Genomic DNA, 15,597 nt, shown 5'->3' with positions numbered 1-15,597 from the left:
TTGGTTCCGGGCGGGACTTTGGCCGTGATAGGCTTGATGGCGAAAGAGAAGCGGGACCGGTCGTGCTGCAAAAACTCTCCACTTACCGACAGAAGCGTGACTTCGAGAAGACGCCCGAGCCGTCGGGCAAGTCCGCGGTGGCGCCGTCGAAGCAGCGGCGCTTCGTGATCCAGAAGCATGATGCGACCCGACTGCATTATGATCTCAGGCTCGAGTTCGACGGCGTGTTCAAGTCCTGGGCGGTGACGAAGGGACCCTCGCTCGATCCGCACGACAAGCGGCTGGCCGTCGAGGTCGAGGACCATCCACTCGATTACGGTGATTTCGAAGGCACGATTCCGGAAGGGCAGTATGGTGGCGGCACGGTGATGCTGTGGGACCGTGGCACCTGGGAATCGGATGATCCGGAAGCCGGCTTCAAGAAGGGCGATCTGAAGTTCACGCTGCATGGCGAGAAGCTGCAGGGCAGCTGGGTGCTGGTGCGCATGCGCAACGACCGCACCGGCGGTAAGCGCACCAACTGGCTCCTCATCAAGCACCGCGACGAACATGTTCGCGAAGGCGCGGACAACGATATTCTCGACCAGGACAAGTCCGTCGCCTCCGGCCGCGCGATGGAGCAGATCGCGGAGGGCAAGGGCCGCGCGCCAAAGCCGTTCATGCTGGCGAAGGGCGCCAAGGGCAAGGCCGACGCGGTCTGGCAGTCCAACCGCACGGAGGAGACGAAGGGGCGTACGGTCAAGCCGGCGCCGCGCACGGCGTTGAAGTCCGGCAAGTCGGCGCGGAAGAAGGCGACGACGGCGACCAACGCGAAGAAGGTCTCGGAGATGCCGGACTTCGTCGCGCCACAGCTCTGTACGCTGGTCGAGCGGCCGCCGGCCGATCAGGGCTGGTGCCACGAGATCAAGTTCGACGGCTATCGCGTCCAGCTGCGCGTCGAGGATGGCGAGGCGACGCTGAAGACGCGCAAGGGCCTCGACTGGACCGAGAAGTTTGCCGCCATTGCCGAGGAGGCGGCTACGCTGCCGGACGTGATGATCGACGGCGAGATCGTCGCGCTCGACCACAACGGCGCGCCGAACTTCTCCTCGCTTCAGGCCGCGCTGTCCGACGGCAAGACTGACGAACTGATCTTCTTTGCCTTCGACCTTCTGTTCGCGAAGGGGGAGGATTACCGCCGGCTGCCGCTCGGCGAGCGCAAGGCGGAGCTCAAGAAGCTGCTGGACTCGCGCAAGCGGAAATCGACCCAGATCCGCTATGTCGAGCATTTCGAAAGCGGCGGCGACGCCGTGCTGCAATCGGCCTGCAAGCTCGAGCTCGAAGGCGTGGTGTCGAAGAAGCTGGATGCGCCCTATCGCTCGGGGCGCACTGAGGGCTGGGTCAAGTCGAAATGCCGCGCCGGCCACGAGGTGGTGATCGGCGGCTACAAGACCACCAACGGCAAATTCCGCTCCCTGATGGCCGGCGTGCAGCGCGGCGATCATCTCGCCTTCGTCGGCATGGTCGGCACCGGCTTCGGCGCGGACAAGGTCAAGCGCCTCATGCCGTCATTGAAGGCCATGACGGCCAAGGAAAGCCCGTTCGGCGGCAAGAACGCGCCGAAGAAGACCCGCGAGGTGCATTGGCTGAAGCCGGAGCTCGTCGCCGAGATCGAGTTCGCCGGCTTCACTGCCGACGGCAACATCCGCCAGGCCGCGTTCAAGGGCCTGCGGCAGGACAAGCCTGCCGAGGAGGTCGAGGCCGAGAGGCCCGTCGATACCGAGCTTGCCGAACCGACAGCCAAGAAGGCACCGGCGAGATCGCGTGCGAAGACGGGCCGGCAGACGAAGCAGGCCCCCCAGAACGCCGAGGTCATGGGTGTCGTTATCTCCAAGCCCGACAAGCAGCTCTGGCCGGACGATGGCGACGGCGATCCCGTCACCAAGCTGGACCTTGCGCGCTATCTCGAAGCCGTCGGCGAATGGATGATCGTGCACCTCAAGGGCCGGCCCTGCTCGCTGATCCGCGCGCCTGACGGCATCAAGGGCGAATGCTTCTTCCAGCGCCATGCCATGCAGGGCACGTCGAACCTTTTGGAGCTAGCGAGGGTCTCCGGGGACCGCAAGCCGTATTTGCAGATCGACCGGATCGAAGGGCTCGCAGCGGTGGCGCAGATCGGCGGTGTCGAGCTGCATCCGTGGAATTGCGCGCCCTATGCCTATGACACGCCGGGCCGGCTGGTGTTCGATCTCGACCCGGCACCCGACGTGGAGTTTGCCGACGTCGTCGAAGCCGCCAAGGAGATGCGGCAGCGGCTCGCCGACATCGGCATGGACAGCTTCTGCAAGACCACTGGCGGCAAGGGCCTCCACGTCGTGGTGCCGCTGCTGCACAGCGCGCGCGACAAGGTGAGCTGGAAGGAGGCCAAGGCCTTTGCGCAGGGCGTCTGCCAGTGGATGGCCGATGACGATCCCGAGCGTTATCTGCTCAACATGTCGAAGAAGCTGCGCGAGGGGAAGATCTTCCTGGACTACTTGCGCAACGATCGCATGTCGACCGCGGTTGCCCCGCTGTCGCCCCGCGCGCGCGCCGGCGCCACGGTGTCGATGCCGGTGACCTGGGCGCAGGTGAAGAGCGATCTCGATCCGAAGCGATATACGATGCGCACGGTGCCGGCGCTGTTGGCGCGATCGAAAGCGTGGGAGGGTTATGATGATGCCGCCGTATCGATCAAGGCGGCGATCAAGAAGCTGGCGGGAAAGGTGAAGTGAGTTAGGGCTGTCTATCGATGCGCCCCTCGTAGGGTGGGCAAAGCGAAGCGTGCCCACCATCTTTCCTGCTGACGCGAAGAGGTGGGCACGGCGCGTTGCGCCTTTGCCCACCCTACCGGATCATCGTGCGCCGCTAGATCCGTCCCATCAGGAGCAGGATCAGCAGGATGACGATGACGAGCCCGAGGCCGCCGCCGCCATAATAGCCGGTGCCATAGAACGGCCCGCCGCCGATGCCGCTGAAGCCGCCGAGCAGGGCGATGATCAAGATGATCAGAATGATCGTGCCGATAGACATGCGAATCTCCTCCAGCCCTTTCTCGAAAGGGTCGTTGCACCTGTCCCTTGTGCGAAGGCAACTTGCCGCAGGTTGTAAAGTTCCCGCTATGAAACACGGACGCAGGTTCAACATGCATGGAACTTTTGCAGGCCTCGCAGGCATGACTATCTGAGATCCGTGAGGAGGCAGGGCCATGTCAGCACCGCTCGTCGTTTCAATTCCGCATCGTCTCGGCCGCGAGGAAGCGGTGCGCCGGCTCAAGGCGGGACTCGGTCGGGCCGCCGCGAGCATTCCCGTGATGCAGGTCGAGGAAGAAAGCTGGAGCGGGGATACGATGAATTTCCGTATCCGCGCGCTCGGACAGATCGCCAGCGGCCAGGTCGACGTGGGCGACGATCAGGTCCGGGTCGAAGTGGTGTTGCCCTGGCTGTTGCAGCGCTTTGCGGAGATGGCGCAAGCCACGATCAAGAAGCGCGGCCAATTGCTGCTCACCAAGGACGGGGGCAAGTAACTTCAGGCGCGCGCGCGTTGGCGCACTGGCTTCGCTGCACTCGTGGTCCGCGCCTCGATGACCGCGACGGGAAGGTCGCGCAAGGCCCGCGCGAGTGGCAGTTCATTGCCACCAAAATCTGTCGCGGTGTAGCCGGAGATCTCGATGGTTGCATCGATCCTTTCCAGCGCCGGCCATTCCCGGCCTGATTGCGAGAATGGTGCAAAGTGACGCCCGACCACGACGATTGCGGCGGCGCGGCCATGGCTGCGGGCGAAGGCGATGACGTGGTCGGCATGCGCGCCGCTCACCTCGAGCGGCTGATAGTCACCCCGGACGAAGACGTCGGGGAGGCGGTTGCGCAGCTCGAGCAGATGGCGCGTCCAGGCCAGCTTGAGCCGGCCGTCCGACCAGCTCTTGCTCAGGCCGCTCCAGTCGGGAGCATTCAATGATGTCAGTGCCGCATGGCGCGCGGCAAAGTCCACGGGGCGACGGTTGTCGGGATCGACCAGCGAGAGGTCCCAGAACTCGGTGCCTTGGTAGAAGTCCGGCACGCCCGGCAGCGTCGCCTTGAGCGTGAGCTGGCCGAGCGAGTTCAGCATGCCGAGCAGTGCGACGCGGCGCGCCAGGGTCTGCAGGGCCTCCAGGAATTCCGCGGACTGGGCGGGATCGAGGATCTTGCTGATGAAGCTGTTGACGCCGTTCTCATAGGCTTCATGCGGATTGAGCCAGCTCGTCTCCTCCTTGCCTTCGCGCGCGGCCTTGAGGGCATAGGCCTGGATGCGTTCGACGAATTCAGGATCGACCGGCGCCTGGAGTGGCCAGGCCCCGAGCAGGGTCTGGTAGAGCATGTATTCGAACGTCGCCGAGGGTGCGCGGAAATTGCCCTGGTGCGTAAGATGCGGCGCGTTCAGCACCTTCCAGCGCGCCACCGCGCTGGTCCATTCGCCGGGAATTTCGCTCAGCGCTGCGATGCGCGAGCGGGCATCCTCGCCGCGCTTGGTGTCGTGGGTCGCGGTCGCAGTCATGCCCTGCGGCCATTCCTTGGCACGGACCCGCATGGCCTGGTGGAAAGCGGCAAGGGACATGCCGTTGCTCGCGGGATCGCCGCCGACCTCGTTCAGCGCAAGCAGCCGGTGGAATTGATAGAACGCGGTATCCTCCAGCGACTTCGCCATCATCGGCCCGGTGAATTGTTGCACCTTCAGCGCGAAGCGGCGCACGCGCGGCGCGCTGTGCGGGGGCCGGCCGGGCTTGAGCAGGTCCATGGTCAGGGCGTCGCGCAGGAAATCGAAAATGCCTTCATCCGCGGCGAACCATTCGGAGCGGGCGCGTTCGATGGTGTCGTCGATCAGCTTGCGGTCCGGTGCAGTCGGACCGCTATGCGTCAAATACGTGCGGTAGACCGGGAAATGCAGCACATAGAGCTCGAGTGCCTGCCGCAGGCTGTCGGCGGAGAAATCGCGGGTCGAGTAATGCCCGTTGGCGATGCGCGCGAGCAGGCGCGTCAGCACGGTGAACTCGCTGGTGAGCAGCGTCTCCAGCACGCGCCGCTTGGCGTCCTTGACGTAAGGTGCGAGCTGCGGCGGCCGGTTGCTGATCTGCCGCCAGGTCTCGTCCAACGCCGGAAGCCCCTTTGCGTCGACCAGAACCTGGGTGATGACGTTCATCCACTCATAGCCGGTGGTGCCCTGGACGCCGGCGAAATGCGGCAGGCGTTCGTGCTCGCACAGGATCTTCTCGATCACGGTGTAGAACGGCTTCGCATTGCCTTGCGCGTCGCGCACCAGGCGGCGCAGCCGCTGGCAATATTGTGCCGGATCGCGCAAGCCGTCGATGTGATCCAGGCGTATGCCTTGCAGCCTGCCCTCGACGATCAGCTGCTTGACCAGCCGGTGGGTGGCGGCAAACGTGCCGGGATCCTCGACGCGCAGGCCGGCGAGCCCGTTGACGTCGAAGAAGCGGCGATAGTTGATATCGCTGGAGGCGAGCCGCCAGTGGCCGAGCTTGTAGTGCTGGCGCTCGAGCAGATGATGCAACGCCAGCGTTTGTGCCGGGCGATCCTTGCCGGCGCGATAGGCGACAAGGCCGCGCGCGATGAGATCGGCCGCGCCCGCGATCTCCTTGAGCTCCGACTTGAAGGCGGGAGCTTCCTTGCGGTTGGGCCGGCGCAATCCGGTGTAGCGTGCCGCGAGTGCAAGCAGGCGCTTGCCGGGCTCCGTGTCCGCCGCGTCGGCTTCCTTGACGATCATGCGGAGCACCTCGCCGTAACGTTCCGGCGCGATGGGCAGGCGATGCTCGAAATACCAGGCGGAGAGACTTCCGTCGTCGGGATCGTAGCGCAGCTCGATGTCGCCGTGCTCGAGCGCCTCGCCGTAGGACGCGCCGAGGATCGGCAGCAGCACGCCGCCGCGGGCGCGGAAGGCCAGTTGATCCCAGTCGATGTCGAAGGAGACCGCATGCGGCGAGGCCTGGCCCCATTCCAGCACGTCGAGCCACCAAGGATTGTCGGCGAAATGCACCCCGACATGGTTGGGCACGAAATCGATGATGAGACCGAGATCGTTCTTGATCAGCGCCTCGCTCAGCCGCGCGAAACCGGCCTCGCCGCCGAGCTCGGGATTGAACTGGCCGTGATCGACGGTGTCGTAGCCATGCGTCGATCCCTTGCGCGCCTTCATCACCGGCGAGGCGTAGAGATGCGTGATCCCGAGCGCCTTCAGGTAAGGAACGACCGCTGCAGCTTTGTCGAAGTCGAAATCCGCCGTGAGCTGGAGCCGGTAGGTCGCGAGCGGAGTGGCGGGAGGCATGCTAACCTCCGAGGCGCCAGACCACAGACCAGGGCGGAAGTCGCTCGCCGGCCTTGCCGCCCCAGATCGGCGTGCCCGCATCGCTGTCGGAATACGCGACATCATCGTCCGAGAGATTGGCGATCAGGCGCAGCGTCGCACCGTCCCCCATCCGCCAATGGGCAGTGAGCAAGCCGGTATCCCCGGCCTCGGCATCGCCGAACTTTGCGCCTTTCAGCCGCGGCATGATCTCTTTGCGGCGGAGCGCGAGGAGCTCTCGCACCAGCGTCAGTCGTTCGTCCTCTTCGGGCGTGCGGCTGATCCAGTCGAGCACGGCCGATTGCAGTGTTGCCGGATCGAGTGGATCGGGCACCTCGTCGCCGTATTTCTCATAGGCCCAGGCATATTCCTGCTTGCGCCCCTTGCGCACGGCGTCGGCCAGCTCGCCCTGGAAATCGCAGAAGAACGGGAAGGGCGCCTTGGAGCCCCATTCCTCGCCCTGAAACAGCATCGGCACCATCGGCGCGAGCAGGGTGACCGCGAGCGCGGCCTCGATCTGCTTGGGGGACGCCAGGCTTTCGAGCCGGTCGCCGAGAGGGCGGTTACCGATCTGGTCGTGGTTCTGCAGGAAGTTGACGAAGGTCGAAGGCGGCAGCTCGCCGCTGGGCTCGCCGCGCGGCTTCTTGCCCCAGAACTCCGAGATCTCGCCCTGATAGACGAAGCCCGATGCGAGCGCGCGCGCAAGATCCATGCGCGGCGTCTGATAGTCGCCATAATATCCGGAATGTTCGCCGGTCAGCATCACGTGCCAGACGTGGTGATAATCGTCGTTCCACTGCCCGCGATATTTGCCGTTCGGCGGCTCCTGCGCGGCATCGAGCAGGCTGGCGCGGTTGTCGCCGTTCTCCAGCACGAGGTGGATGTGGCGGCCCGTGGCCTTGGCGAGCTCGCCGGCGGCGACGCTGAGGTCTTGCAGCATCGATTGCTCGCCCGGGAACGCCATGATGTGGTTGGCGGCATCGAGCCTCAGGCCGTCGAAGCGATAGTCGGTGAGCCAGGACAGCGCGTTCTCGACCGCGAAGGCGCGCACCTGCGACACGCGATAATCGATCGCGCTGCCCCAGGGCGTATGCGCGTCGGTAAAGAAGGTCGGCGCATAGCGGCCGAGGTAGTTTCCTTCCGGGCCAAAATGATTGTAGACGACGTCGAGGAACACCATCAGCCCGCGCCGATGCGCCTCGTCGATCAGCGCCTTCAGGTCCTCGGGCCGGCCATAGGCGCTGTCGGGCGCATACCAGAGCACGCCGTCATAACCCCAGCCGCGGCGCCCGGCGAAATCGGCCAGCGGCATCAATTCCAGCGCGGTGATGCCGGTTTCTACGAGATGATCGAGCTTGTCGATCATGGCGCGGTAGGTGCCTTGCGGCGTGAAGGTGCCGACATGGGTCTCGATCAGCACCGTCTCTTCCCAGGGACGGCCGCGCCAATCACGCGCTTGCCAGACGAAGGCGTCGTGATCGATCACCTCGCTGGGGCCGAACACATCCTCGCCCTGGAAGGCCGAGGCCGGATCCGGCACGTCGATCTCGTCGTCGATGCGGAATTTGTATTCGCTGCCGGCGGACAGGCCGGCAATCTCGGCGACGTACCAGCCATCCTGCCGGCGCTGCATCGCGTGCCTTCGCTCGAGCAGGAGATCGACACGACGTGCGCCGGGCGCCCACAGCCGGAACGACACGCCGTCCTTGGTCGGCTTCGCCCCGAAGGATGGCCTCATAGCGCACCCGCGAAGGCGAGCACGGAGCGCGGCGGCGCTTTGCTGTCGCTTCCGGGCAGGAAGTCGATCGAGTTCAGCCTGGCCTCGGTCGTGTTGAGGATCTGTTGCCAGCTCTTGTATTCGGTCATTTTGGGCAATTTGAATGCGATCTCTTCGGGCGCGGCGTTCAGAACGATAAAGATCGCGGCGCTGCCCGGTTCCATCGGCCCCATCACATAGGAGAGAAAGCGCCCTTCGGGGAATTTCCAGTCGTTCTCCGTCATCTCGTCACCGGCAGGGGTCAGCCATAGCGCGCCGTAAGAAATACCGTCCTTGGGACGGCCGTCGAGCCAGCGATGGCTGCGAAGCTGCGAGAAGCGGCGGCGAATGTCGGCGAGATGGGCGACGAAATCGACCATGTCGTCGCCTTCCTTGCCAAGATTGTCCCAGCCGACCCAGCCGATCTCGTTGTCCTGGCAATAGGCGTTGTTGTTGCCGGATTGCGAATTGCCGACCTCGTCGCCGGCGAGGAGCAGCGGAACGCCTTGCGCCAGCATCAGGCAAGCCAGCACGTTCTTGCGAAGCTGCCGGCGCAGGCCGAGGATATTGGGATCGTCGGTCGGACCTTCGACGCCGCAATTGTTGCTGTGGTTGTCGTTGGAGCCGTCGCGATTGTCCTCGCCATTGGACTCGTTGTGCTTCTCGTTGTAGCTGAAGAGGTCGGCGAGCGTGAAGCCGTCGTGGACGGTAATGTGGTTGATGCTGGCGCGCGGCCGCCGTCCGTCGTGGTTGAAGAGGTCTGATGACGCCGTCATGCGGCTGGAGATGTCGCCGATCAGGCTGCCTTCGCCGCTCCAATAGCGCCGCATGGCGCTGCGATAGCGGTCGTTCCATTCCGACCATTGCGAGGGGAACGCGCCGACCTGGTAGCCGCCGAGCCCGAGATCCCATGGTTCGGCGACGAGCTTGACGGTCGCCAGCACCGGATCCTGCCGGACCGCGGTCAGGAACGAGATGCCGCGATCAAAACCGTTCGGGCCGCGCGCCAGCGTGGTGGCGAGGTCGAAGCGGAAGCCGTCGACATGACAGACCTCGACCCAATAGCGCAGCGAATCCATCACCATCTGGAGCACCCGCGGATGGGTGAGGTTCACCGACGAGCCGCAGCCGGTGAAGTCGTCGTAATAGCGCGGGTTCTCGCGGTTCAGCCAGTAATAGGAGGCGTTGTCGATGCCGCGATAGCACAGCGTCGGGCCGAGGTGATTGCCCTCGGCGGTGTGGTTGTAGACGACGTCGAGCATCACCTCGATGCCGGCGTCGTGCAGCCGGGCGACCGTGGTGCGGAAGGAATCGAGCGCGTTGTCCTGGGCGTAGCGCGGCTCGGGCGCGAAGAAGGACAGCGTGTTGTAGCCCCAGTAATTGGCGAGCTTCTTCTCGACCAGAATGCGGTCGTCGACGAAGCTGTGGACCGGCAGAAGCTCGACCGTGGTGACGCCGAGCTTCTTCAGGTGCTCGATCATCGCCGGTGATGACAGGCCGCCATAGGTGCCGCGCAGATTCGGCGGAACGTCGTCCCGCTTCTGCGTCAGGCCCTTGACGTGGGCCTCGTAGATGATGGTGTCTTCCCAGGGGATGTTGGGACGGATCTCGCGCCGGCCCCAGTTGAAGGTCTCGTCGACGACGACGGCCTTGGGCATGCCGCGCGCATTGTCGCGCCGGTCGAACGACAGGTCCTCGCGCGGCGAGCCGGTGCGGTAGGCGAAATGCGCGTCGCTCCACACCAGCCGTCCGGCCAGCCGCTTGGCATAGGGATCGAGCACCAGCTTGTTGGCGTTGAAGCGGTGGCCGTGCTCGGGCTCGTAGGGACCGTGCACGCGATAGCCGTAGAGCTGGCCGGGCGAGACGTCGTTGAGATAGCCGTGCCAGACGTCCTCGGTTTTCTCAGGCAGCTCGATGCGCTCGAGCTCGCGCCGGCCTTGCGTATCGAACAGGCACAGCTCGACCTTCTGCGCGTTGGCGGAGAACAGCGCGAAATTGGTGCCGCGTCCGTCCCAGCTTGCGCCGAGGCGTGCGGGCGATCCAGCAGTCAGGCGCATCGGTCAACTTTCCGGAACGAGGAAGATCGCGGCAAGAGGTGGAATGGTGAGGCGAAGCTCACCGCCCTCGGCGTGGACTTCGCCGATATTTCCGACATTGCTGCCGCCATAATGGGCGGAATCCGAGTTGAGCACTTCCTTCCACTTGAGGCCGATCGGCACGCGAACGCGATAGTTCTGGTACACGTTCGGCGAGAAGTTGACGATCACCAAGCACCGCGCGTGCTCGTCGAAGCCCTTGCGCAGCCAGGCGAACACGTTGCGATTGGCATCGTCGGTGATCAGCCATTCGAAGCCGGCCTGGTCGCAATCCATCTGGTGCAGCGCCGGCACCGCACGATAGAGCCGGTTGAGATCGCGGATCAGCGCCTGGATGCCGGAGTGGTATTTGTATTCGAGCAGGTGCCAATCCAGCGACTGGTCGTGATTCCATTCGCGGCTCTGCGCGATCTCGCCGCCCATGAACAGCAGCTTCTTGCCGGGATGGCCGAACATGAAGCTGTAATAGGCACGCAGGTTCGCAAAACGTTGCCACTCGTCGCCGGGCATGCGGCCGAGGATCGAGCGCTTTCCGTGCACGACCTCGTCATGCGAGAGCGGCAGGATGAAATTTTCCGAGAAGGCGTAGTGCAGGCCGAACAGGATGTCGCCGTGGTGGTGCTTGCGGTGAATCGGATCCTTGCTGATGTAGTTCAGCGTGTCGTGCATCCAGCCCATGTTCCACTTGTAGCCGAAGCCGAGGCCGCCGAACTCGACCGGGCGGGAGACCTGCGGCCAGGCGGTGGACTCCTCGGCGGCCGTGGTCGCTTGCGGGAAGCGGGCAAAAAGCTCGGTGTTGAAGCGACGCAGGAAGTTGATGGCCTCGATGTTCTCGCGGCCGCCATACTGGTTCGGAACCCACGCGCCTGGCGGGCGGCTGTAGTCGAGGTAGAGCATCGACGCGACCGCATCGACGCGCAACCCGTCGATCGCGTAGCGCTCGAGCCAGAACAGCGCGTTCGACACCAGGAAGTTCGTCACCTCGGTGCGACCGTAATTGTAGATCAGCGTGCCCCAGTCGAGGTGGCGGCCCTGCAGCGGGTTGGCGTGCTCGAAGAGCGCGGTGCCGTCGAAATGGCCAAGGCCATGCGGATCGTCCGGGAAATGGCCGGGCACCCAGTCGAGCAGCACGCCGATGCCCTCGCGATGGCAGGCATCGACCAGCGCGGCAAAATCCTCGGGGCTTCCGAAGCGGCTGGTCGGCGCATAGAGGCCGGTCGGCTGATAGCCCCAGGAGCCATCGAAGGGATGCTCGCTCACGGGCAGGAATTCGAGATGGGTGAAGCCCATGTCGCGGGCATAGGCCGGCAATTGCTCGGCCAGCTCGCGATAAGTCAGCCACTCATTGCCGTTTTTGCGTCGCCACGAGCCGAGATGGACCTCGTAGATCGACATCGGCGCGGACAGCGCGTTGATGCCGTCCGGCGCCGGCCGCGGCCGCGGCAGTCGCGCCTCGTCGAGCACGATCGACGCGGTCTTCGGCCGCACCTCGCTCGCAAAGGCCATCGGATCAGATTTCAGCGGCAGCAGATGGCCGTGCGGGCCGATGATCTCGAACTTGTAGTGATCGCCGACCTTTGCGTGCGGGATGAACAGCTCCCAATAGCCGTTGCCGCGCACCCGCATGGGATGGCGTCGCCCGTCCCAGAAATTGAAATCGCCGACCACGGAGACGCGCCGCGCATTCGGCGCCAGCACCACGAAGGCGATGCCGTCGACACCTTCGAGCCGCATCGGATGCGCCCCGAGCTTGTCATAGAGGCGCTGATCGGTGCCCTCGCCGAGCAAATAAAGATCGAAATCGGTCAGGATCGGCGGAAAGCGGTAGGCGTCCTCGAACTCGACGACGTTGCCGCCGAATTTGGCGCGCAATTGATAATGCTTCGAGCCATTGGGCAGAGCCCCGATGAACAGGCCGGAATCGTGCACCCGGTCTAGCGGGGCGACCTCGCCATGCTCGCCGACCGCCTCGACATTGGTGGCTTCCGGGAGAAAAGCGCGCACGACGCTTTTGCCCCCCTCGGGATGCAGCCCGAGATAGTGGAAGGGATCGGAGTGGCGGCCCTCGATGATCGCGTAGGCTTCGGCGGGCAATTTAGGCATTGGCTTCGCTCCCGGCACTGGACAGAATGCGAAGCAGTCCGGTCAGCGGCGCGTGCAGCCCCTCAGGCCGGTAGGACAGCTCGTACTCTACGTCGTTGAACGCTTGATCGATCAGGAAGAACCTCATCAGGCCTTCGGCGGATTGCGAATCGTCCGGCCACAGCTGCCGGTCGGTCATGGCTTCGCGATAGGCGGACAGGAAGGTCGAGGTCGCGCGCTCGCGCCATTCGTCGAGCGCGGCCCCGAGCCGGCCCTGTTCGTCGGGTGCGCCGGTGAGTGCACGACGGAGCGCCGCATTGACCGAAGCATCGATCGAGTGGATCAGGCCGGCGACGTCGCGCGCGGCCGGCGCCTTGCGCCGTTTGTCGGCCAGCGGCACATGCGGATTCCCGTCGAAGTCGATGATGAAGATGTCATCCTTCACAATCAGAGTTTGCCCGAGCCGGAAGTCGCCATGATGACGGATGATCAACCCACCAATACTGGAAGGCAATAGCGCATTCAGGTGGTCGGGCAAGGTGGCGCGGGCGTCCATGAGCTGATCGATCAGCGTCCGGTCCGTCTCCCGCAGGCCGTCGCGGATGTCGGCCAGCCGCTCGAAAATCCGCTCGGCGCGCGCCTTGAGGTCGGACACGAGGCGCCTGACGTATGCCGCTCCGATCGGCTCCGGCGCGAGATCGTCCGGCTTTGCCGCGGCCAGCGCTACATGCAGCTCGCCAAGCCGCCGGCCGATCTGCGCGATGAAGTGCAGGTATGGCGCCTGCTCCTGGGTCTCGCGCAGCGTTTCGCCCGCCGGCAAGACGCGTTGCTCGTCGATATAGCGGTCGAGATAGCCCGTCGTCACCGTCCAGCCGTCGCCCTGGTTCTCGACATAGGCATGCAGCACGCCGAGCGCGCTGCGTTGCTCGCCCTCGACCAGCTCGACACTGCCCAGCAGCGCCGGCGTATTGGCAAAACGGGCAACTTCCGTGAGATAGTGGCCGATCTCGATCTCGGGACTGATGCCGCTTTCGAGCCGACGATAGATCTTGGCAACGTACTGATTGTCCACCAGCGCGGTGCTGTTCGACTGCTCGATCGCGCGGATGCGTTGGGGTTCCTTGACGAGGTAATCGGCGAAGCGGCTCGTCGCCTTGAATTCCAGCCGCAGATTGTTCTCCTCCACCGCCAGGTTCTGCGACAAGTTGCGCAGGAACAGGCCGATGAAGATCTGCTCGGTTGCGACATCGAGCAGCGTGCCTTCGCGCGCGCCCTGACGCACGGCGGCGAGCGCCTTCGGATTGAAGCGTTCGCGATCGAAGCGCACCCACTCGATCTGCAGCGGCATCACGTAACGTGTCGCCTGGTCGCCCTGCCTGGTCTCGAAGAATGCGATCCAGGGGCGGTTGTCGCCGATGTCGCAGAACGGCACCGCCGAGGTCAGCGCGGTCTTGATGTGCTTGGGATTGTGCTCGGGATACCATCGCGTCCGCGACAGGAATCCCGGCAGCACGTCGCGCTCGAACACACCTCGCTCGCGGGCGAGCGACACCCAGTCCGAATTCACCGGCACCACCAGCGTCTCGAATTCCGGCACCGCACGCGGGATCACCGGCTCGGACTTGTCGCGCTCCTGCAGCTGGAACCAGTAGAAGCCATACGGCCCCAGCGTGATCATGTAGGGCAGCTCGCCGATCGGCGGGAAACGGGTCCGGCCGAGCATTTCCTGTGGGATGCGGTCCTTCCATGGCGACAGATCGAGCTCGGTCGCCTGCGCGGCGCGCGACAGATTCGCGACGCAGAGGATCACCTCGTCGCGGTATTGCCGGACATAGGCCAGCACGGCGCGGTTGGCCGGGCGGATGAAGGTCATGGTGCCGCGGCCGAAGGCGAGCGTCGATTTGCGCACCGAGATCAGCCGCTTGGTGGCGCTGAGCAGCGAGGACAGGCTGCGCGACTGCGCCTCCACGTTCACCGACTCGTAGCCGTACACGGGGTCCATGATCAGCGGCGCATAGAGGCGGGCCGGATCGCAGCGCGAGAAGCCGCCGTTGCGGTCCGGGCTCCATTGCATCGGCGTGCGCACGCCGTTGCGGTCGCCGAGATAGATGTTGTCGCCCATCCCGATCTCGTCGCCGTAATAGATGATCGGCGTGCCGGGAAATGACAGCAGCAGCGAGTTCATCAGCTCGATCTTGCGCCGGTCGTTGTCCATCAGCGGCGCGAGGCGGCGGCGGATGCCGACATTGATGCGCGCGCGGGGGTCGTTGGCGTAGGTGGTCCAGAGATAGTCGCGCTCGACGTCGGTGACCATCTCCAGCGTGAGCTCGTCATGGTTGCGCAGGAACAGCGCCCATTGGCAGCTCGCCGGAATGTCCGGCGTCTGGCGCAGGATGTCGGTGATCGGGAAGCGATCCTCCTGCGCGATCGCCATGTAGATCCGCGGCATCAGCGGGAAATGATAGGCCATGTGGCACTCGTCGCCACGGCCGAAATATTCCTGCACGTCCTCCGGCCATTGATTGGCCTCGGCCAGCAGCAGCTTGCCCTTGGAATAGGCGTCGAGCTCCTGGCGCAGCCGCTTGATGATCGTATGCGTCTCGGGCAGGTTCTCGTTCGAGGTGCCTTCGCGCTCGCACAGATAGGGAATGGCGTCGAGACGGAAGCCGTCGACGCCGGCATCCAGCCAGCGCTTCATCACCTGGATGATGGCGCTCACCACGCGCGGATTGTCGAAGTTCAGATCCGGCTGGTGCGAGAAGAAGCGGTGCCAGTAGAAGGCGCCGGCCTCGGGATCCCAGGTCCAGTTCGACTTCTCCGTGTCGGTGAAGATGATGCGCGTGCCCTGGTATTTCTGGTCGGTATCGCTCCAGACGTACCAGTTGCGGGCGCTCGAACCCGGATGACTGCGGCGCGCGCGCTTGAACCATTTGTGCTGGTCCGAGGTGTGGTTGACCACCAACTCGGTGATGACGCGCAGGCCGCGCTTCTGTGCCTCCTGGATGAAGCGCTTGAAGTCCTTCATCGTCCCGAAATCGGGATTGACCGCGCCGTAATCGCCGATGTCGTAGCCGTCGTCGCGGCCCGGCGAGGGGTAGAACGGCAGCAGCCACAGCGCGGTGACGCCGAGCTCCTGGAGATAGGGCAGCTTCTCGGTCAGGCCGGCAAAGTCGCCGATGCCGTCATTGTTGCTGTCGGCAAATGCCTTGACGTGGAGCTGGTAGATGATGGCGTCCTTGTACCAGAGCTCGTCCACGATCTCGGCAGCCTCGGCTTTCTTGGTGTCGACGGAAGACAGAACATTCATGGCGTGAC

The 15,597-nt window shown here is 64.6% G+C and carries 8 protein-coding genes; 2 read left to right on the top strand and 6 right to left on the bottom strand.

What is annotated here, in order from left to right; translation table 11 throughout:
* Positions 1-62: 62 nt before the first annotated feature.
* Positions 63-2,750, top strand: coding sequence for a DNA ligase D (gene ligD / locus SE91_RS25015; RefSeq protein WP_061849500.1), 2,688 nt, complete (start codon positions 63-65; stop codon positions 2,748-2,750).
* Positions 2,751-2,883: 133 nt separating this feature from the next.
* On the opposite strand, the gene SE91_RS35535 is transcribed toward ligD, so the two are convergent.
* On the bottom strand, positions 2,884-3,048 hold the full coding sequence (locus tag SE91_RS35535) for a DUF3309 family protein (protein ID WP_008560028.1): 165 nt from the start codon (positions 3,046-3,048) through the stop codon (positions 2,884-2,886).
* A 175-nt stretch (positions 3,049-3,223) separates the two neighbouring features.
* On the opposite strand from SE91_RS35535, the gene SE91_RS25010 reads away from it, so the two are divergent.
* The gene (locus tag SE91_RS25010; RefSeq protein ID WP_061849499.1) at positions 3,224-3,541 is read left to right on the top strand and encodes a polyhydroxyalkanoic acid system family protein; all 318 of its coding nucleotides are present in this window, start codon (positions 3,224-3,226) and stop codon (positions 3,539-3,541) included.
* A 2-nt stretch (positions 3,542-3,543) separates the two neighbouring features.
* On the opposite strand, the gene treY is transcribed toward SE91_RS25010, so the two are convergent.
* Genes treY through treS form a run of 5 tightly spaced genes read right to left on the bottom strand, consistent with a single transcriptional unit; the run spans position 3,544 to position 15,589 of the window.
* A complete protein-coding gene (gene treY / locus SE91_RS25005; protein WP_061849498.1) occupies positions 3,544-6,330 on the bottom strand; it encodes a malto-oligosyltrehalose synthase in 2,787 nt (928 codons plus the stop codon).
* A gap of 1 nt (position 6,331) precedes the next feature.
* The gene (treZ, locus tag SE91_RS25000) at positions 6,332-8,086 is read right to left on the bottom strand and encodes a malto-oligosyltrehalose trehalohydrolase (protein WP_061849497.1); all 1,755 of its coding nucleotides are present in this window, start codon (positions 8,084-8,086) and stop codon (positions 6,332-6,334) included.
* Complete coding sequence (glgX, locus tag SE91_RS24995) at positions 8,083-10,161, bottom strand: glycogen debranching protein GlgX (protein ID WP_061849496.1); 2,079 nt, start codon at positions 10,159-10,161, stop codon at positions 8,083-8,085. Before glgX ends, treZ begins: the two co-directional genes overlap by 4 nt.
* A 3-nt stretch (positions 10,162-10,164) precedes the next feature.
* A complete protein-coding gene (gene glgB, locus SE91_RS24990) occupies positions 10,165-12,303 on the bottom strand; it encodes a 1,4-alpha-glucan branching protein GlgB (protein WP_061849495.1) in 2,139 nt (712 codons plus the stop codon).
* Positions 12,296-15,589 (bottom strand): maltose alpha-D-glucosyltransferase, encoded by a 3,294-nt coding sequence (treS, locus tag SE91_RS24985; protein WP_061849494.1) that lies wholly within the window; start codon positions 15,587-15,589, stop codon positions 12,296-12,298. Before treS ends, glgB begins: the two co-directional genes overlap by 8 nt.
* Between the last annotated feature and the right edge of the window lie 8 nt (positions 15,590-15,597).

Origin of the sequence: Bradyrhizobium sp. DOA1, from assembly GCF_001593325.1 — a bacterium.
In the GTDB taxonomy this organism is placed as follows: Bacteria; Pseudomonadota; Alphaproteobacteria; order Rhizobiales; family Xanthobacteraceae; genus Bradyrhizobium.
The sequence above is the reverse complement of the archived record's forward strand: the minus strand, read 5'-3'. Positions and strand labels throughout refer to the sequence as shown.

Bases quoted from the DNA above. Each gene is read 5' to 3' on its own strand.
- glgB (WP_061849495.1), bottom strand. From the start codon at position 12,303: ATGCCTAAATTGCCCGCCGAAGCCTACGCGATCATCGAGGGCCGCCAC.
- SE91_RS25010 (WP_061849499.1), top strand. From the start codon at position 3,224: ATGTCAGCACCGCTCGTCGTTTCAATTCCGCATCGTCTCGGCCGCGAG.
- treS (WP_061849494.1), bottom strand. From the start codon at position 15,589: ATGAATGTTCTGTCTTCCGTCGACACCAAGAAAGCCGAGGCTGCCGAG.
- glgX (WP_061849496.1), bottom strand. From the start codon at position 10,161: ATGCGCCTGACTGCTGGATCGCCCGCACGCCTCGGCGCAAGCTGGGAC.
- treZ (WP_061849497.1), bottom strand. From the start codon at position 8,086: ATGAGGCCATCCTTCGGGGCGAAGCCGACCAAGGACGGCGTGTCGTTC.
- SE91_RS35535 (WP_008560028.1), bottom strand. From the start codon at position 3,048: ATGTCTATCGGCACGATCATTCTGATCATCTTGATCATCGCCCTGCTC.
- treY (WP_061849498.1), bottom strand. From the start codon at position 6,330: ATGCCTCCCGCCACTCCGCTCGCGACCTACCGGCTCCAGCTCACGGCG.